This window comes from Aeribacillus sp. FSL M8-0235 (assembly GCF_038000355.1).
GTDB classification, from domain to species: Bacteria; Bacillota; Bacilli; order Bacillales; family Aeribacillaceae; genus Aeribacillus; species Aeribacillus composti.
This window is the reverse complement of record NZ_JBBOBW010000001.1, coordinates 2,926,668-2,944,921: the sequence shown is the minus strand read 5'-3', so window position 1 is coordinate 2,944,921 and position 18,254 is coordinate 2,926,668. Positions and strand designations below refer to the sequence as shown.

The 18,254-nt window shown below is 38.7% G+C and carries 17 protein-coding genes; 9 read left to right on the top strand and 8 right to left on the bottom strand.

Annotated features, from left to right (window positions below):
- Positions 1 to 148: 148 nt before the first annotated feature.
- The 7 genes from NSQ71_RS14390 to NSQ71_RS14360 all read right to left on the bottom strand — a co-directional run bounded on the left by NSQ71_RS14390 (position 149) and on the right by NSQ71_RS14360 (position 7,050).
- Positions 149 to 676 carry a tryptophan transporter gene (locus tag NSQ71_RS14390; RefSeq protein ID WP_094244629.1) on the bottom strand — a complete coding sequence of 176 codons (528 nt, stop codon included), beginning with the start codon at positions 674 to 676 and terminating at the stop codon, positions 149 to 151.
- Between the two features lie 82 nt (positions 677 to 758).
- The gene (serC, locus tag NSQ71_RS14385) at positions 759 to 1,838 is read right to left on the bottom strand and encodes a 3-phosphoserine/phosphohydroxythreonine transaminase (RefSeq protein ID WP_340734142.1); all 1,080 of its coding nucleotides are present in this window, start codon (positions 1,836 to 1,838) and stop codon (positions 759 to 761) included.
- Between the two features lie 130 nt (positions 1,839 to 1,968).
- Positions 1,969 to 2,391: an HIT family protein gene (locus NSQ71_RS14380; RefSeq protein WP_063387316.1), complete on the bottom strand. Its 423-nt coding sequence runs from the start codon at positions 2,389 to 2,391 to the stop codon at positions 1,969 to 1,971.
- A 452-nt stretch (positions 2,392 to 2,843) separates the two neighbouring features.
- Positions 2,844 to 3,959: an IS4 family transposase gene (locus tag NSQ71_RS14375; RefSeq protein ID WP_339194386.1), complete on the bottom strand. Its 1,116-nt coding sequence runs from the start codon at positions 3,957 to 3,959 to the stop codon at positions 2,844 to 2,846.
- Between the two features lie 529 nt (positions 3,960 to 4,488).
- On the bottom strand, positions 4,489 to 5,700 hold the full coding sequence (locus tag NSQ71_RS14370) for an ABC transporter permease (RefSeq protein ID WP_340734141.1): 1,212 nt from the start codon (positions 5,698 to 5,700) through the stop codon (positions 4,489 to 4,491).
- Positions 5,684 to 6,433, bottom strand: coding sequence for an ABC transporter ATP-binding protein (locus NSQ71_RS14365; RefSeq protein ID WP_063387318.1), 750 nt, complete (start codon positions 6,431 to 6,433; stop codon positions 5,684 to 5,686). Before NSQ71_RS14365 ends, NSQ71_RS14370 begins: the two co-directional genes overlap by 17 nt.
- Positions 6,434 to 6,543: 110 nt before the next feature.
- Complete coding sequence (locus NSQ71_RS14360; protein WP_339210265.1) at positions 6,544 to 7,050, bottom strand: antibiotic biosynthesis monooxygenase family protein; 507 nt, start codon at positions 7,048 to 7,050, stop codon at positions 6,544 to 6,546.
- Between the two features lie 133 nt (positions 7,051 to 7,183).
- Between NSQ71_RS14360 and NSQ71_RS14355 the strand changes: the two genes are divergently transcribed.
- From NSQ71_RS14355 to NSQ71_RS14335, 5 genes are all read left to right on the top strand, one after another.
- On the top strand, positions 7,184 to 9,295 hold the full coding sequence (locus NSQ71_RS14355; RefSeq protein WP_339211643.1) for a transglycosylase domain-containing protein: 2,112 nt from the start codon (positions 7,184 to 7,186) through the stop codon (positions 9,293 to 9,295).
- A gap of 127 nt (positions 9,296 to 9,422) precedes the next feature.
- Positions 9,423 to 10,463: a uroporphyrinogen decarboxylase gene (gene hemE, locus NSQ71_RS14350; protein WP_339210263.1), complete on the top strand. Its 1,041-nt coding sequence runs from the start codon at positions 9,423 to 9,425 to the stop codon at positions 10,461 to 10,463.
- 41 nt (positions 10,464 to 10,504) lie between these two features.
- Positions 10,505 to 11,443, top strand: a complete 939-nt coding sequence (gene hemH, locus NSQ71_RS14345; protein ID WP_063387321.1) for a ferrochelatase — start codon at positions 10,505 to 10,507, stop codon at positions 11,441 to 11,443.
- Between the two features lie 12 nt (positions 11,444 to 11,455).
- Positions 11,456 to 12,874, top strand: coding sequence for a protoporphyrinogen oxidase (gene hemY, locus NSQ71_RS14340; RefSeq protein ID WP_094244633.1), 1,419 nt, complete (start codon positions 11,456 to 11,458; stop codon positions 12,872 to 12,874).
- 277 nt (positions 12,875 to 13,151) lie between these two features.
- On the top strand, positions 13,152 to 14,165 hold the full coding sequence (locus NSQ71_RS14335; protein ID WP_339197135.1) for a LacI family DNA-binding transcriptional regulator: 1,014 nt from the start codon (positions 13,152 to 13,154) through the stop codon (positions 14,163 to 14,165).
- Positions 14,166 to 14,226: 61 nt separating this feature from the next.
- Here the strand turns inward: NSQ71_RS14335 and yhfH are convergent, their stop codons facing one another.
- Complete coding sequence (gene yhfH, locus NSQ71_RS14330) at positions 14,227 to 14,358, bottom strand: protein YhfH (RefSeq protein WP_065095529.1); 132 nt, start codon at positions 14,356 to 14,358, stop codon at positions 14,227 to 14,229.
- Between the two features lie 103 nt (positions 14,359 to 14,461).
- Between yhfH and NSQ71_RS14325 the strand changes: the two genes are divergently transcribed.
- The 4 genes from NSQ71_RS14325 to NSQ71_RS14310 all read left to right on the top strand — a co-directional run bounded on the left by NSQ71_RS14325 (position 14,462) and on the right by NSQ71_RS14310 (position 18,174).
- Positions 14,462 to 15,199: an MBL fold metallo-hydrolase gene (locus tag NSQ71_RS14325; protein WP_066248904.1), complete on the top strand. Its 738-nt coding sequence runs from the start codon at positions 14,462 to 14,464 to the stop codon at positions 15,197 to 15,199.
- 263 nt (positions 15,200 to 15,462) lie between these two features.
- On the top strand, positions 15,463 to 16,425 hold the full coding sequence (locus NSQ71_RS14320) for an ABC transporter substrate-binding protein (protein ID WP_063387481.1): 963 nt from the start codon (positions 15,463 to 15,465) through the stop codon (positions 16,423 to 16,425).
- 17 nt (positions 16,426 to 16,442) lie between these two features.
- On the top strand, positions 16,443 to 17,411 hold the full coding sequence (locus NSQ71_RS14315) for an ABC transporter permease (RefSeq protein ID WP_339210262.1): 969 nt from the start codon (positions 16,443 to 16,445) through the stop codon (positions 17,409 to 17,411).
- Entirely contained in the window at positions 17,386 to 18,174 is a 789-nt protein-coding gene (locus tag NSQ71_RS14310) for an ABC transporter ATP-binding protein (protein ID WP_063387326.1), read from the top strand. The genes NSQ71_RS14315 and NSQ71_RS14310 overlap by 26 nt, the downstream gene beginning before the upstream one ends.
- Positions 18,175 to 18,254 lie beyond the last annotated feature (80 nt).

Genomic DNA, 18,254 nt, shown 5'->3' with positions numbered 1-18,254 from the left:
CCAATTCTGCGAGTTCATATCCTCCAAAACATCTTCTGAAAAAGAGGGCGTCAGTTTTAGCGATTGGCGGATTAACGTCACTTTTAATAGCTTTTCTTCTTTATTATATACAATAATAAAACCCGATCATAGATCGGGTCAATCTGTTTTATTTATTTTCTGATAGAACGTTAGAACGTTTAAGAATGCTTTCAACAATGGGATAAATAATCACCATTGCAATTGTATTGATAACTGTTGCCGGCAATACAACCGCAAGGAACAATGCAGTAAATCCGGCGCCTCCTGGGAGACCTACAAGTAAGAGCGCTGCTAAAAGAAACACTGTGCCGGAAATTAATGTTCCTATGACTGTTAAAATTCCCGCCCTTGCTATTGCTTGTTTGAGTGGTTTTAAGGCTAGAAATAGAAAATATATTAAAAATGCCGTCAAAATTTTATCAATAATATTCGGAACGAGTCCGCCGGGAAAACTGGTTGTCAATCCGGATAATATGCCAGTTGCAATGCCCAGCAGACCGGCGTTTGTTACCCCAGGAAACAGGAAAATTCCTAAAAACATCATCAACAGCATCATATCCGGCTTCATCCCGTTAAATATGGGCGGCACAATCGCATGAAGAGCAACGCCGATGGCGACAAATAAAGATAAAATGACTAATTCTTTCGTTCTCATCTCTAAACTCTCCTCTTCTGTTCTCATCTTTAATAAACTTTCCACTATTATAGCGTATGATCGTTAAAGTTAGGATAGGCTTTTAATGTTTTTTTCTGAATTCTTTCATAAACTGGGCGAGCTTTTCACATGCTTCAATCGTTACCGCATTATAAATGGATGCACGGCAGCCACCGACAGAACGATGACCGGATAGACCTATTAATCGATTTTCTTTTGCCTCTTGAACAAACGCTTTTGTCAATTCATCAGACGGCAGCGTAAATGTTACGTTCATGAATGAACGGCTTTCTTTTTCTGCATGTCCTTTGTAAAAGCCATCGCTTTCGTCTATAGCGTTATATAATATTTGAGCTTTTTGTTTGTTTCTGCGTTCAATTTCAGCTACTCCGCCTTGTTCTTTTACCCATTCCAACACTAGAGAAAGCATGTAAATGGCAAAGGTCGGTGGAGTGTTATATAAAGAGTTTTTGCTTGCATGTGTTTGATAGCTCAAAATAGTTGGTACATTTTTATTTGCTTTTTCAATTAGATCTTTTTTAATGATGACAACAGTGACTCCGGAAGGTCCTAGATTTTTTTGCGCCCCTGCGTAAATGAGATCGAACTGTTCGATATTCAGCTCTCTGCTCAAAATATCGCTGGACATATCCGCAATCAGCGGTGCATTCGTGCTGGGGAACTCATGCCATTGCGTCCCAAAAATTGTGTTGTTTGACGTAATATGCAAATACGCAGCATTTTGGAGCGAATTTGCCTCGAATTGTTTTGGGATGTGTGTGTAATTTGACTCTTTGCTTGATGCCAACACATTTGTTTCACCAAATTTTTTTGCTTCGTTTAACGCTTTTTCAGACCATGCTCCGCTTAAAATATAATAGGCGATATTTTCATTATTCAAAAAATTCATCGGGATCATGGCAAATTGCAGACTTGCCCCGCCTTGTAAAAATAACACATCATACGAATCAGGGATATTAAGCAATTCTTTCAATAAGCTTTTGGCATTATTGTGAACCTCATCATACGCCTGGCTCCGATGGCTCAGCTCCATGACGGACATGCCTGTATGATTGAAATTCAACAGCTCGCCTTGAGCTTTTTGTAATACTTCGACTGGTATAGCTGCTGGTCCTGCATTAAAATTGTATACTCGATCCACGATTCGTCCTCCTTTTAACACATTTATAAAAACATCCTATCATGAAAAAAGGAGAGGGGAAATAAAAAATTTTGTGTCGGTTAGAAAACAGTAAGGATCCTGTTGTTAGGATCCTTTAGCCGTTTATTTTTTATTGCAATCCGCCTTTTATTGTTTCAGCAAGCTGTGCAAGATCTTCTGGAGTATAATCATTTTGATGGGATTTCCATACTATGCCTAAACCATCTTCTTTTCCGTGTCGAGGAATTATGTGCATATGGTAATGAAACACTGTTTGACCGGCTTCTTCGCCATTGTTATTGATTAAATTTAATCCTTTTGGATTCAATTGTTTTTTTACTGCCTTTGCGACCTTCGTAACAGCTTCAAAAAAGTTTCTTGAGATGTCAGGTGTGAGCTCGAAAACGTTTTCTTTATGTACTTTTGGGATGACGAGTGTATGTCCTTTCGTTACCTGCATAATATCCATAAAAGCTAAAACGTGTTCATCCTCGTATACTTTTGCACAAGGAATTTCTCCGTTAATAATTTTACAAAAAATGCAATCGCTCATAATGACACTCCCCGCAATTTTTTTCTTTATTTTACCACGTGTTGAAAATGAAAGAAAACATAAAAAGGAACGAACATAAGTCCGTTCCTTTGAAGAGGGGTTTCAATGCACATGTTAAAAAAGCGATTTAAAAGTGTCTTTCGTCAACACCCCATTTTCAAATAATGAATGGTATTCCTTTTTGACACTTTAAACTTTTGTTAGAACACGACATGAAAAAATTTTAATGACAAACATCTGTTTAAGTGTGTTGTCACCCTCTTCAGTCAATAGCATACCCACTAATTTATTTTTTATGTTGTGTAACATTAGCATTGCATAAATATAGTTAGAATTTTCTGTTAATTAATTTTTGTGAATTTGTGCCAAAAAGACAAAACCTAAAGAAAGGTGGCACTGCCCATTTGGTAAATATATACAGTTAAACCAGAGCGACAACGACAAAAGGGAGATTATGGACTGGCTCGCCCATCAAATTTTCGCAACCAAACATAAGCTGGTTTCCACAGAGCTCTCTTTAACCAACGAGTAATTCGAAGTAGGGATTTCTTACTTTTCATCTCCAATTGAATGAGAACATGTAAGCAATACGTGATCAGGGCTAAGAAAATTTGATTTTGAATAGCTGTTTCACTCATTCCATAAAAGTGCTTAATTTCTACGTGTTGCTTGAGCCATTTGAAAAAGAGTTCAATAGCCCAGCGAGATCGGTAAATATCACTTATCTCTTCTGGTTTTAAATCAAATCGGTTGGTGATGAAACGAAGTAAGTTCCCTTTTGTGTCCATAACTTCTAGTAGACGAAAGACATTTTCAGTACGATTTTGTGTGGTACCAATGTAGACCATTTTATCGGATAGAACGTGACAATCATCAGGAAGTGAAAATGTATAGACTTCACGAATGACTGCGTTTTTCTTCAGTCTTGAAACGAAGAAATAGCCATCATCTGTCATCCGGTCAAAACGTTCATAGTCCACATAACCGCGGTCAAACACATACATGGCTTCTTGATCATCCACTAGGACTTCGAGTTGATTTCGGTCATGTTCTTTTGCTGTCGTAATCACTGCTTTTTCAGGATAGACGGTGTCTTTATCCATGAAAACGAGCCGTAAGTGTAGCTTTACACCAGCTTTTGTTTTACGGAATTTTGCCCATTTATAATGGGTCAAATTCAACGGGAGTGTACTTGAATCAATGATTTTCAGTGGCATATTCTTTCCGTTTTGATAATGGTGCCGTTGAATTTTCCAAACAAGATCCAAGAACAAATTTGCAAGAATTAGTGGGTGGATCTGATTGTTTTTTCGGGATAGCTGAGAGGCACTTATCGATTCAAATCCGAGTGCTTTTTGAAGATCTTCGTCTACAAGTGCATCACTCATTTCCTCTAAGCTCTTAAATTCGAGCAGCTGGGCTACCAATAAAAGTTTAATATAGGCTTCTGTTGTCAGCTTTTTTGTGTAATAGTCCTGTTTCAATTCTTTGACTTGTTCGCTAAGTTTTTGAATATTTATGGGTGAAACCCATTTACCAAATGATGAAATTAGTGTATTCTTGTCCATAATGGTTATCCTTTACGATTGGATTTGGACAGGAACCACCTGTACTTCCATTGTAAAGGATTTTTTTGTTTCGAAATCAATAAAAAATTGAACATTCTTAGTATTTTGAATCATCAGATTTAATTACTGCAATGCTAGTGGTTGTGTAAAATAAAAAAATTGAGCGTTTTTTGATGATAAATATGAAAAGGCGTTTAACGCCTCGGGAAGCTCTCAGCATTGTCATGAATTTTTTTTAAATTGGCGGCATAAGCAAAAAGCGTTAAGTCAAAAAAAACGCTCGCTCTTAAAAAAAACAATCCGGCTCCGTAAGGGAAATTTGGCTTTGTGAAATGTTTTTAGCATTCGCAGCCATCTGCCAAAACAGGTTGCTTGGAAAATGAACGCTTTTCCTCACGGTCCAAATGAAAAAGAGCTTCCTGTTGAAAATAAATTAGGACGCTTCCTTAAATGCCATAAAGTTTATTCAAACCGTCCATGAAAAACGATAAAAAACAGATGTCCAAGAAGATTCTTCCGTTCCATTCCTTTATCGTGCCAAAAACTTTCCCGAAAAGTACATATAAACAAAAATATATGCAAATAACGCATTGATTGCCAGCTGGACGCCGACAAATAAAATATTCGTTTGCGTTAATAAAACAATGGTAAGAACGGCTAGCTCAATGAAAAGAATGGTAAAAAGAAGGCGTAAAAAGCTTTTTTTCTTTATATTTTGTGGAACTGGATATAAGTCAGCGATAAAAAGAGCATCATAATGCTTGTATAAGCTCGTTAATTGAATTCCGGTTAGGAAGAGAACAGCTGCCGGCAAAATGATGCAAGATACAAGTGACAAAGGCAAAAAGATGCTGACAATAACGCCGATCATCAATAAGCGGATAAACAATCCGAAATAATCTCCTGAACGAATGAAGGATCTGGAAAACATATATAAAAATACATTTGATTGCTTGTAAGGGATGAAAGACAAAATCCAGTCCATCCATTTCCGTCTTTTTGCTTCAGCCTTCAGTTTCGGCACATCAGTAAACATATTGGCCAATCTATAAAATGATTGCAATTTGCGATTTTCCTGCAAAATTAAAAATTCCCACTGCAGCGTTTTGTTCCTCGTTATCTTGAAGAAATAAATGGTTACCAATGCCATCATGCCGTAAATAAACAGGGACAGCATGCTTTCCTTAACAGCCAAATAAATTACCGTGAAATTGACAGCATATCGGACAAACTTATCCATTATCTGGGATAACCGCTCCGGAAAATGCGTCATTTTCCATTGAATCCACAAATTCCAATATTTAATAACCGTAAGCTGGAAGATAAGGAATAAATAGTTGATGCCTTCACCTTCACCGCTTTGAAAATATAAAGGTGCAAGAATGGTTAGGCATACGATCATTTGGACAGTCTGAAGGATATAGCTGTATATAAAAGCACGCTGAAAATAATGGTTTAATCCTTTTTCCATAGGCAGTAAAAAGATGATGTCAGGTTCTTTTAACAACGTGCGTACTTGCGAAAAAGTTACCGTTAATGCTAACAAGAGTGCCATTAAGAATGCTGATGGAAAATGAGGTGGGAGTTGGTCAAGCCATTGCTGATACGCATAGGCTCCTCCGCCTAATAAAAACATAATCACTAAAAGCAGATGATCGTTCAGCATATAACGCAAGTATGTTTGTGTTTCTTTTATATGTGCTGCCAAACGGGCAGGCCAAATATCATTGATTGATCTCATCGTCTTGCTCCTTTGTCAGCCGAATATAAAGATCGTCCAATGTTGCACCAGGCATATTGAATTGCTCCTGCAGCTCAAGTTTAGTTCCTTGAGCCCGGACGGTTCCGTTGTGCAAAATCACAAAAGTGTCACAAAACCGTTCTGCATTTGCTAAAATGTGGGTTGACATTAAAATGCCAGCACCTTGTTTTTTCGCCTGATTCATGAGATCAAGCAGGGCGTGAATGGCTAACGGATCCAGCCCGACAAACGGTTCATCAATTATGTAAAGGGATGGCTGAACTAAAAAAGCGCACATAATCATGACCTTTTGTTTCATCCCTTTAGAAAAATGTGCCGGAAACCATTTCAACTGCTTTTCCATTCGAAATGTTTTTAAAAGAGGATCGAGCCGCTCGTTAAATGTCTCTTCGCTGATCCCGTGCGCCATAGCCATCAATTGCAAATGCTCAAATAGCGTCATTTCTTCGTATAAAATAGGGGTTTCAGGAACAAAACTAAATTGCTTTCGATATTGCACCGGATCTTCTTGAAATGTTTTGCCGTTGATTTTAATAGTCCCGTCACTTGGCTCCATCAGACCGATGATGTGCTTGATCGTTGTGCTTTTCCCCGCACCGTTTAATCCAATTAAACCGACCATTTCATTTTCGTTTACAGTGAATGAAACATTTTTTAAAACAGGCTTATTTGTGTACCCGCCGGTAATCTGATCTACTGATAATAAAGTCATATTTTCCGCCTCTCCCCTTTATTTTTTAAAATTAAATGAGGCTTGATGTATTTAGCCGTTTCAACGATTTTTGCATGTTTTGATCCATTCTTCTCTCTTTCCATTTTAAATCATTCCTTCTCATCTTTTACAATATAATATTTCTTTACTCGGGGTGGAGAAGGAAAAATGAGTTTATCGCTCATCCCTAAAGCTTTTTTAAAGTGGTTAGCAAAAGCTTCGTTTTGCTCCCATTTGTTAAAATCTTGTTCTGTCTCCCATAAAGTGAAAATGATATAAGTGTTTTTGAAAAGAGGGCGGAGAACTCTTAAGGCAACAAAGCCCGAATGGCTTTCAATGAATCGAGATAGCTCTTTAAATTGCTGTTCAAATAGAGGTTTTCCTTCATCTGTAACAGATATATAGGTAAACACGGCAAACCCTCCATCGCTGCAGATACTTCCTCTTTTATCAATAATTTTATATTTTTTGGGTTCTTTAAAAATTGTTGTTCCTTTTGTTTCATGCATAAGGACGGCGCTTTCACCGTCATGCATGAATAACATGCATTCTGCTAGATTATTTTTTTTGATTTTGCTTAAATATTCAATAGTGCCGAAAGCTATATAAACATTCATAACAGTCACCTCGCACGAAAATCACTTGACAATTTGAAAAAAAAGTTAAACATGTTACATACTGTATCCAAAATTATACAATACTAATTATGGGAGTTAAACAGAGGTGAAAACATTGTTGAAAAAAATAAAGATGATCTCGGGAATCGTTTTAGCTGCTGCTGTGTTAAGTATTATCGCATACTTTGCCATGATTTGGATAGGCGCTATCGTTGTGGATGAAAAAAAGCTTGTTTTGCATTCTGCGACCTCTTTGATCGATCAAGAAGGACGGCCCATTACGAAATTATATTTAGAAAACAGAGAGATCATCGATATTGATAAAGTTCCGAAGCATGTACAAAATGCTTTCATCGCTGTTGAAGATAAAAGGTTTTATGAGCATCACGGCATTGATTTTCGGGCAGTTTCAAGGGCGCTGTTCAAGGACATTGCTGCTTTCAAAAAAGTAGAGGGCGGCAGTACAATCACCCAACAGCTCGCCAAAAATGTTTTTTTAACAAACGATAAAACGGTTTTGAGAAAAATGACAGAAGCTATCATTGCCATTTATCTTGAACAGAAATATAGCAAAAGAAAAATTTTAGAGATGTATTTGAATCAAATCTATTTTGGACATGGCGTATACGGCATCCAGTCTGCATCAAAATTTTTTTTCAATAAAGATGCCTCTGAACTGACTATTGAAGAAGGGGCGCTGCTAGCCGGCCTGCCGAAGGCTCCAGCAGCCTATTCTCCGATTTTGCACCCAGAAAAAAGCTTAGAAAGAAGAAATGCGATATTAACCTTAATGGAGCGCGAAAACTATATTTCTCCGGAGCAAGCTGTCAGAAGCCAGGGGAAAACATTAGGTCTGAATATTCATAAAACGGAAGATAAGCCTTGGCTGTCCGCCTATATTGACATGGTATTTGAGGAAGCGGAAAATAAGTATCATCTTTCAAATGAAGAACTCCTAAAAGGCGGATATAAAATTACCGTTCCGATCAATATCGATGTTCAGGAAAAAGCATTCAAAGTTTTTAAAGAAAAGGCTTATTTTCAAGGTACGAAAGATGATGCTCAAGGCGCTTTTATTTTATTAGATAATAAAACAGGCGGTGTGCTTGCTGCGATCGGCGGACGAAATTATGTTTCCAAAGGATTTAATCGATTGACAGCGAAGCGCCAGCCGGGGTCAACGTTTAAGCCGATAGCTGTGTATGCTCCGGCAATGGAGGAAGGACTTTTTCAGCCTTATTCTCTTCTAAAAGATGAGAAATTGGATTATAAAGGATACTCTCCAAGCAATTACGATGGACGTTATGACGGACATGTAACCATGTATGATGCGCTAATCCATTCAAAAAATGCTCCTTCTGTATGGGTGCTCGATAAGCTTGGAATCGATAAAAGCAAAGAGTATTTAGAGAAAAACGGGATTTATATTGAGGATAAAGGACTGGCGATTGCTTTAGGAGGACTAAAGTACGGCGTGTCGCCGTTTGATTTGGCAAATGCATACAGAACTTTTGCCAATAATGGCCAATACAGCAAGCCGTATTTCATACAAAAAATTGTGAATGCCAACGGCGATGTAGTGGCAGAAGTAAAAAAACAAAAATATCAAGTTTTTTCTCCGCAAACCTCGTGGAATATGACGAGGATGCTGGAGCAGGTTGTTAAAGAAGGAACTGCCAAAGCGGGACAATATGAAGGAGCTTTAGCTGGAAAAACGGGTACGACATCATTTCCTGGAAAAAAGGGCGCCGTGATGGATGCATGGTTTGTCGGATATACTCCTGACGTGACGGGGGCAGTGTGGATCGGATATGACCGGACAGATGAAGAACATTTTTTAAAGGGTGGGAGCGATTATCCAACGAAAATGTTTAAAAATATTTTAAGCGGTTTGAAATTTGAGGAAAAAACATCCTTTACGATTCCGAAAAAAGCGAAAGATTTAGAAAAACCAATCAGGCTTTCACGAATCCCTTCGCTTTCCGCCACATATCAATTTCACGCACTTCAATTATTTAAAGTGACATTAAAATGGCCTGCCCAAGATGATGACCGGGTCGTATACCGAATTTATGAACGAAGCGGAGAAAGCAAGAAATTGGTCGGATCTGTAAAGGGAAAAGGAGAATATGAAATACCGTATATTAACATTTTTTCAGAGCATTTTTATCAAGTTGTCCCTTATAATCCGCAAACCCATCAGGAAGGGGAAGGTACTGATTTTGTCAGCCCGCGCTGGGAATAACAAAATGCTGGAAAGATCTTTCGTCGATTTTATGACATTTCCCTTATATTCCTATACAATCGGGCACGGGAAGAGGTATAGTTTAAAAAGAGTATTAGAAAGGAATCGTTTTTAAAGGGGGATTTACATGGATAGGAAGAAAAGCTTTAATGATACTTTTTTAAAAGCGTGCAGAGGCGAAGCGGCGGACTATGTTCCTGTTTGGTATATGAGGCAAGCCGGGAGATCCCAGCCTGAATACCGGGCGTTAAAAGAAAAATACAGCTTATTTGAAATTACTCATCAACCAGAGCTTTGTGCATATGTCACTAGACTTCCTGTCGAGCAGTACGGGGTTGATGCCGCAATTTTATATAAAGATATTATGACGCCGCTGCCTGCCCTTGGAGTTCAAGTTGAAATTAAAGCGGGAACAGGGCCTGTTATTGAAAATCCGATCAGGTCGCTGGAGGATGTAAAAAAACTTGGTGAAATTCATCCTGAGGAAGATGTTCCATATGTTTTAGATACGATTAAGCTTTTAGTCAATGAGCAACTGAACGTTCCGTTGATTGGATTTGCCGGAGCACCATTCACACTTGCCAGCTACATGATTGAGGGAGGCCCTTCCAAAAATTATAACAAAACAAAGGCATTCATGTATGCTGAACCAGAAGCTTGGTTTCTTTTAATGGAAAAGCTTGCCGATATGACCATTGCTTACGTGAAAGCGCAAATTGACGCAGGGGTTAAAGCGGTGCAAATTTTTGATTCATGGGTCGGAGCATTAAATGCTTCTGATTATCGATATTATATTAAGCCGGTGATGAACCGCATCTTTTCGGAATTAAAGGAAAAAGAGGCGCCGCTTATTATGTTTGGAGTGGGTGCAGGACATTTAGTAGAAGAATGGAATGATTTGCCTTTAGACGTGATCGGTTTAGATTGGCGTCTGTCGATTTCTGCTGCCAGAGAAATGGGGATTTCCAAAACATTGCAGGGAAATCTTGATCCGGCAGTTTTGCTTGCGCCGTGGGATTTTGTAAAAGAACGGGTAGAGGCTATTTTAGATGAAGGAATGAAACAGCCAGGTTTTATTTTTAATCTTGGACATGGCGTCTTTCCACAAGTAAAACCGGAAACATTAAAAAAATTAACGGAATTTATTCATGATTATACGCAAAAATAGATCGAAATAAATGATCAACTTGAATTTTGGAGGTGCACGTAATGTCGAAGAAAAAAATGGGTTTGTTAGTGATGGCATATGGTACACCATATAAAGAAGAGGATATTGAACGCTATTACACCCACATTCGCCATGGAAGAAAGCCTGATCCAGAAAGTCTGGAAGATTTAAAAGAACGATATAAGGCGATTGGAGGCATTTCTCCTCTTGCTAAAATAACAGAAGAACAAGCGAAAGGCTTAGAAAAGCATTTAAATCACATTCAAAATGAAATAGAATTCCATATGTATTTAGGATTAAAACATATTGAGCCGTTTATTGAAGATGCAGTTGAACAAATGAATAAAGATGGAATCACTGAGGCGGTCAGCATCGTTTTAGCTCCGCACTATTCGACCTTCAGCATTAAGTCGTACAACGGCAGGGCAAAGGAAATTGCAAAAAAACTCGGAGGGCCTTCCATCACGTCTATCGAAAGCTGGTATAAAGAACCGAAATTTATTGAATATTGGGCTAAACAAATAAAAGAAACGTACGCGAAAATGACTGAAGAAGAACGGGAAAAAGCTGTATTAATTGTTTCAGCACACAGTCTGCCGGAAAAAATTGTTCAATTAGGGGATCCTTACCCAGATCAATTACAAGAAACAGCTGAATTAATTGCAAAAGAAGCCGGAGTGCAGCATTTTGCTGTTGGCTGGCAAAGTGAAGGCAATACTCCGGAGCCGTGGCTCGGACCAGATGTTCAAGATTTAACAAGAGATCTGTTTGAACAAAAAGGATACCGGACGTTTGTTTATGCTCCAGTAGGTTTTGTGGCTGATCACTTGGAAGTTCTATACGATAACGATGTCGAGTGCAAGGCAGTAACAGACGAGCTTGGAGCAGCTTATTATCGTCCAGAAATGCCGAATGCAAAACCTGAATTCATCGATTGTTTAGCTACAGTCGTGTTAAAACACTTAGGAATGTCAAAATAAGAAGGAGATTTTATGGGAAGAAAAAAGGTAGCAATTGTTGGCGGGGGAATAACTGGGCTTTCAGTTGCGTTCTACTTGCAGTCAGAAATTAAAAAAAATCATCTTCCAATAGATGTTGTGCTGATTGAAGCGAAGCCGCGATTAGGAGGAAAAATAGAAACGATAAAAAGGGACGGATTTATCATTGAAAGAGGTCCGGATTCCTTTTTGGAGCGAAAAAAAAGCGCTACGCAGCTTGCAAAGGACGTAGGGCTCGGAGATTATTTGGTGAACAATGACGTGGGGCAATCTTTTGTCCTTGTCGGCGACAAGCTCCATCCGATCCCGAAAGGAGCGGTTATGGGCGTGCCAACAAATATTGCTTCTTTCGCCACCTCCGGTTTGTTTTCGTTAACTGGCAAGCTGCGGGCTTCGTTTGACCTTTTCCTGCCGAAGAAAAAAGTGGACGGAGATCAGTCATTAGGCGGATTTTTTGGACGCAGGCTCGGCAGCGAAGTGGTTGAAAATTTGATTGAACCGCTTCTTTCCGGGATTTATGCAGGAGATATTTATAATTTAAGTTTATTAGCAATCTTTCCGCACTTTTATGAAATTGAACAAAAGCATCGCAGTTTAATTTTAGGAATGGCCAAGCAGGCGCAAAAGTCTAAACAAAAACAACAACAGGAGCAACATAAAGGGATTTTTCAAACCGTTTCAACTGGTTTGCAATCGATTGTTGAAGCTATAGAACGCCAATTGGATCATACGGTAGTGAAAAAAGGAATAAAAGTTTCGGAGATTAAAAAGGAAGATGATCTCTACCATTTGGAATTATCTGACGGAACTGTTGACAAGGCGGATGCGATAGTCATTACCGCTCAGCATGATGCTATTCCCTCTATGTTTCCGAATGAGCAGCAAACACTCGCTTATTTCAAAAAAATGCCTTCAACATCTGTTGCAACCGTTGCAATGGCTTTTCCGGAAGAAGCTGTTCAGCTGCCCGCAGATGGAACGGGGTTTGTTGTTTCGAGAAACAGCGGCTATACGATTACTGCTTGTACATGGACCAACAAAAAATGGCCGCATACTGCTCCGAAGGGCAAAACGCTGCTAAGAGCGTATGTTGGAAAAGCAGGAGATGAAGCGGTTGTTGACCAGCCGGATGATGTGATCATTCAAACCGTTTTGGATGACTTAAATCGATTGATGCCGGTAAAAGGAGAACCGATTTTTTCTATTGTTACAAGATTGAGGGAAGCAATGCCACAATACATTGTCGGACACCTTGACAACATAAGAAATATAAAAAGTATTATGGGGCAAAAATACCCCGGAATATATTTAACGGGTGCTTCTTTTGAAGGATTGGGGATCCCGGACTGCATTGATCAAGGTAAAAAAGCGGTGAAAGATGTTCTTCAATTTTTACATTTGGGACAAGCTTAAAAGGCAGGCTTGTCTCTTATTTTTCAGAGGAGGCATCCATTTTAGCAAGTTTTGACGCTTCCGACTTCTGATCTTTAAAACGCCTTGGTTGGTTCCCATTGTTTAAAGTCCGACAATTCAAATTGAAGAAAATATATATTTGTTGAACAAGTTAGCATTTCTGTTTTTTTAGAAAAAGCGATCTGGAAAGATATAAAAAATTCATTGCACATCTGTTGACCATTGATCTATAATCAAAAGAAAATCAAGGGATCCCAAAGTTTTTGGAGGAATGAAAGTGGCTACAATTGAAGATGTGGCAAAACTGGCTGGTTTATCGAAAACGACAGTCTCAAGGGTGATAAATAATCAGCCTTACGTATCGGAGGAAAAAAAACAGTTAGTGCTAGAAGCAATGAAGCAATTAGGGTATGTACCTAATTCTTCAGCTAGAAGTTTAAGAAATCAAAAAACTGAAATTATTGCTGTCATTATTCCTAGGGTTATGAACCCGTTTTTTGGACAATTTGTTGAATCGCTGGAAATCGTTGCGTCTCAATACCATTATCAATTGATTGTTTGTCAAACGTTATATTCAGCAAAAAAAGAATTAGACTATTTAAACTTGTTAAAAACGAAACAAGTAGATGGAGTGATTATGACGACATTGCTAAATGGCTGGGAGGCTGTTGAGCCGTTTTTAGAATACGGTCCGATTATTTTATGCAACGAATTCGATGAACAGGCAAATGTCCCGATGATTCATATGGATCAAAACTACGGAGGGTATGTTGCAACTAAGCATTTAATCGATCAAGGATACAATAAAATTGCTTTTTGCTGCGGAAATGTAAACAGTAATGTTTCGAGAGCTAGGGAAGAAGGTTTTCGAAAAGCACTTCGTGAAGCCGGATTGTACCTTCCTGAGCAATATATTTTCCGAAATGTATTTACATTTGAAGACGGAAAAGATGTCTTGAGGAAAATGATGGAGATGGTTGAAGCTCCAACGGCAGTCTTCACAGGTTCTGATGAAGTGGCAGCCGGGATGATTTCTGAGTCAAAGAGACTTGGCGTCCGTGTCCCGGAAGAATTAGCGGTCGTCGGGTTTGACAATCAGGCTATAACTGAACTGATGGAGCCTATGATTACGACGGTTAATCAGCCGGTGAAAGAAATGGGTCATTTAGCAATGGAAGTGATGATGGAAAAAATAAAAACGAGACGGTATAAAGAGAGAGAGGTGCATCTTTTGCCTCTTACATTAATTGTAAGGGATTCTTCAAAGCTAGCCAATTACAATGTGTATTAGTACAGGTTAAGAGAAGAGAAAAAATATTCAGGCAATTCTTTTTAGAATTGCCTGAATAAATTTATTTTACATGTAAGCAATGATTGCATTTGTTCCCGTAGCATTCGTGCTGTTCTTCAATTTCTTTTCCGCATTCAATACATTTTTTTCTTGGCAAGTTTCTAAAAAATTCAGTGATTTTTTGTCCTAACATTTTTTATCCCCCCGTGCTGTTGTTATTAACATTGTATTATAACAGAATGAAAAATGTCAATACTGTTTTAAAACATTTTTTCTTATTGAGGAGGATTAGGGTGATGAAAGTAACAGTTGTAGGGTTCTGGGGAGGCTATCCAGAAGCGAATGAGGCTACATCAGGCTATTTATTTCAGGAAAAGGGGTTTAACCTGTTAGTTGATTGCGGAAGTGCTGTATTATCACAACTGCAAAATTTTGTATCACTTTCAGATTTAGATGCTGTGATCCTTTCTCATTATCATCATGATCATATTGCAGATATTGGACCGCTGCAATATGCAAGACAAATTACCGGCATGCTGCAAAAATCAAACAAAATTTTGCCCATTTACGGACATAGCCTTGATACAAAAGAATTTGACAGACTCACACATTTGAGTGTGACAAAAGGAATTTCATACGATCCTGATCAATCGATTTCGATCGGTCCGTTTACGATTACATTTTTAAAAACAGATCATCCTGTTGACTGTTTTGCCATGAGATTTACTTCAGGACATAAAACGGTTGTATACACGGCAGATTCAAGCTTTAAAAATGAATTCATTCCATTCAGCCAAAATGCGGACTTGCTTATATGCGAATGCAATATGTATGCGAATGAAGACGGCAAAAAGTTTGGGCATATGAATTCCCACGAAGCTGCGACAATTGCTAAGGAAGCAAATGTAAAAGAGCTTTTGCTGACTCATTTGCCTCATAAAGGCAATCATGAAGAATTGATAGAAGAAGCTAAAACGATTTTTAATGGATCGATCAAGCTGGCTAAAACAGGGTTGTCGTTACATATTGATTAAAGAGAAATTATATTAGCAAAATTATGGGACAGCCTTTTGCCGAACATTTCATAAACTTAAAGCTACTTCCAAACTTCATTTTGATAGAATAGTGTTCCATTTTCTGTAAGGATGCAGTATGTTGGCATCCTTATTTTTTTGGAAAATTCGTCAGAAAATAATTGAAAATCAAAAATATATTGTTATAATTTAAAGCATAAAAGTAAAAAAGGGGGAAGAAAATTTTGAAAACTAGGATAGGAGCAATCGGAGGAATTTTTTTGATGGCGCTCCTCGTGCTGTCAGGTTGTGGAAGCAGCAAAGGGTCCAGCAGCGAAAGCAATAGTGAAGAAGGAAAGAAAGAAACATTTAAAATTGGTATCACTCAATTTGTAGCGCACCCGTCGCTGGATGAGGCATTGAAGGGATTTCAACAAGCAATTAAAGATAAAGGGTTAAATGTAGATTATGATATTCAAAACGCTCAAGGGGATCAATCGAATACCCAAACGATTGCGAATAACTTCGTCGGAGATAACGTCGATTTAATTTTTGCGAATGCAACGCCTAGTGCACTTGCTGCAGCAAATGCTACAAAGGATATTCCAATTGTATTTACATCCGTAACAGATCCTGTCGGCGCCGGGCTTGTGAAAGAGATGGAAAATCCAGGAGGGAATGTAACAGGAACAACTGATACCCATCCTGATGCCATACCGAAAACGGTGAAATTTATTGATCAATATTTAGATGGCAAAAGAATAGGAATGATCTATAATTCAGGCGAACAAAACTCTGTTGCACAAATTGACCTTGTTAAAAAAGCGACAGAAGGAACGGATTTGAAAATTGTCGAAGCTTCTGTTTCTACTTCAGCTGAAGTGAAACAAGCTGCTGAATCTCTTGTCGGCAAAGTCGATTGTTTTTACATTATCACTGACAATACCGTTGTTTCTGCGCTTGATTCGGTCATTTCCGTTGCAAATGAAAACGATATCCCGCTGTTTGTCGGTGAATTAGATTCAGTCAAAAAAGGCGGTTTTGCTGCGTACGGATTTGAATATTATGACATTGGCTATGAAGCAGGAGAAATGGCTGCAAAAATTTTAACAGAAGGGAAAAAGCCGTCTGAACTGCCTGTTCAATATCCGCAAAACTTAAAGCTTCTTATTAATAAAAAAGCAGCAGCTGAGATGAACGTTAAGATTTTAGACGAGTGGAGCAAAGAAGCAGAGTTTATTGAGTAATTTGGAAGGGTGTTTACATGCTGACAGCAGTATATGGCTCACTTGAGGCGGGACTTATTTACGCAATAATGGCTCTCGGAGTCTATTTATCTTTTAGAATATTAGATTTTCCAGATTTAACGGTTGACGGTAGCTTCGTTACTGGAGCTGCCGTCGCAGCCGTCATGATCATAGACGGAGCTCATCCTGTTATGGCGACGATTGCCGGAATGATTGTCGGCTTTCTAGCTGGGATCTTAACGGGAATTTTGCATTCGTATGGGAAAATTAATCCGTTGTTATCCGGTATATTAATGATGATCGCTCTTTATTCCATTAATTTGCGAATTATGGGAAAATCGAATGTTTCGCTTTTACAGGAGGAAACGCTTTTCTCAAAGCTGGCCGATGCGCTGGCACCGATCGATCAAGCCGTTAAGAGCGTCATTTCTTTTTCCCCGACCACATGGTCAGTCATCATTTCAATGGTGTTATTGGTCGCTTTTTTAAAGCTCATCCTTGATTACTTCTTAAAAACGGAAATCGGACTTGCTATAAGAGCTGTCGGAGATAACGAAGAAATGATTAAAAGTTTTTCGGCGAATACAAACTTTCTTAAAGTATTAGGATTAGGATTGTCAAATGGTTTGGTTGCTCTGTCAGGTGCGCTTGTCGCCCAATATAATGGCTTCAGCGATGCCAATATGGGAATTGGAATGATTGTGATCGGGCTTGCTTCCGTTATTATTGGAGAGGCAATTGTCGGCAGCAAGACGATTGTTCGGGCTACCTTAGCTGTTATAATCGGTGCTGTCATTTATCGTTTCATAGTCGCCTTTGCATTTAGATTTAACTTTTTTGAAACAGGCGATATAAAATTAATTACAGCTTGTATCGTCATTTTGGCGTTAATCATCCCGCGATATTTAGAAAAACGGCGTGAGAAAAAAAGAAAATTGGCTAGAAAGCGGGGTGAACAAGTTGCTTCAGCTAAAACACATTCATAAAGTGTTTAACGAAGGGTCATTGGATGAAAAAATCGCCTTAGATGGAATTCATTTAGAGGTCGAAAAAGGCGATTTTATTACGATTATTGGAAGCAACGGCGCAGGGAAATCGACTTTGCTGAACATCATAGCTGGAAAGCTGTTTCCCGATGAGGGGGAAGTCTGGCTTGACGGCGTAAATATAACAACACTTCCTGAGCATAAACGATCAAAATATATCGGCAGAGTGTTTCAAAATCCGTTGTCAGGCACATCGCCGACGTTGACTATTGAAGAAAATTTGGCGATCGCTTACGGCCGTGTTCATAAACGAACTTTGGCCAGAGGTGTAACGAATAAGCGGAAAAATTATTTTAAGGAGCAGCTGTCGCTTTTAGGGCTTGGATTAGAAAACCGTTTAAATGCGAAAGTAGGATTGCTGTCAGGCGGGGAAAGACAGGCGTTGTCGCTTTTGATGGCAACATTTACGAAACCGAAAATATTATTGCTTGATGAGCATACAGCCGCATTAGATCCCGCACGCGCAGAGGTCGTCCTGTCGCTTACGAAAAAATTTATTGAAGAATATAATTTAACAACGATTATGATTACACATAATATGCAGCAGGCGATTGATCTAGGAAACAGATTGCTGATGATGAATCGCGGAAAAATCATTTTTGAGGCATCTGCTGAAGAAAAAGTAAAACTGACCATTCCGAAATTAATGGACGAATTTGCCAAAATTCAAGATGCAGTATCTGACCGGGTGCTCTTAAGCTGATATTCACCTCTTTCCATTCAGGGGAGAGGTTTTTAAATGCAATTTTGTTCAATATATAAAACAAATGTATGATATAATAA

Coding starts and splice junctions, on each gene's coding strand:
- NSQ71_RS14390 (WP_094244629.1), bottom strand. CDS start 676: ATGAGAACGAAAGAATTAGTCATTTTATCTTTATTTGTCGCCATCGGC.
- NSQ71_RS14380 (WP_063387316.1), bottom strand. CDS start 2,391: ATGAGCGATTGCATTTTTTGTAAAATTATTAACGGAGAAATTCCTTGT.
- NSQ71_RS14375 (WP_339194386.1), bottom strand. CDS start 3,959: ATGGACAAGAATACACTAATTTCATCATTTGGTAAATGGGTTTCACCC.
- NSQ71_RS14370 (WP_340734141.1), bottom strand. CDS start 5,700: ATGAGATCAATCAATGATATTTGGCCTGCCCGTTTGGCAGCACATATA.
- NSQ71_RS14365 (WP_063387318.1), bottom strand. CDS start 6,433: ATGACTTTATTATCAGTAGATCAGATTACCGGCGGGTACACAAATAAG.
- NSQ71_RS14360 (WP_339210265.1), bottom strand. CDS start 7,050: ATGAATGTTTATATAGCTTTCGGCACTATTGAATATTTAAGCAAAATC.
- NSQ71_RS14355 (WP_339211643.1), top strand. CDS start 7,184: ATGATCTCGGGAATCGTTTTAGCTGCTGCTGTGTTAAGTATTATCGCA.
- hemE (WP_339210263.1), top strand. CDS start 9,423: ATGGATAGGAAGAAAAGCTTTAATGATACTTTTTTAAAAGCGTGCAGA.
- hemH (WP_063387321.1), top strand. CDS start 10,505: ATGTCGAAGAAAAAAATGGGTTTGTTAGTGATGGCATATGGTACACCA.
- hemY (WP_094244633.1), top strand. CDS start 11,456: ATGGGAAGAAAAAAGGTAGCAATTGTTGGCGGGGGAATAACTGGGCTT.
- yhfH (WP_065095529.1), bottom strand. CDS start 14,358: ATGTTAGGACAAAAAATCACTGAATTTTTTAGAAACTTGCCAAGAAAA.
- NSQ71_RS14325 (WP_066248904.1), top strand. CDS start 14,462: ATGAAAGTAACAGTTGTAGGGTTCTGGGGAGGCTATCCAGAAGCGAAT.
- NSQ71_RS14320 (WP_063387481.1), top strand. CDS start 15,463: ATGGCGCTCCTCGTGCTGTCAGGTTGTGGAAGCAGCAAAGGGTCCAGC.
- NSQ71_RS14315 (WP_339210262.1), top strand. CDS start 16,443: ATGCTGACAGCAGTATATGGCTCACTTGAGGCGGGACTTATTTACGCA.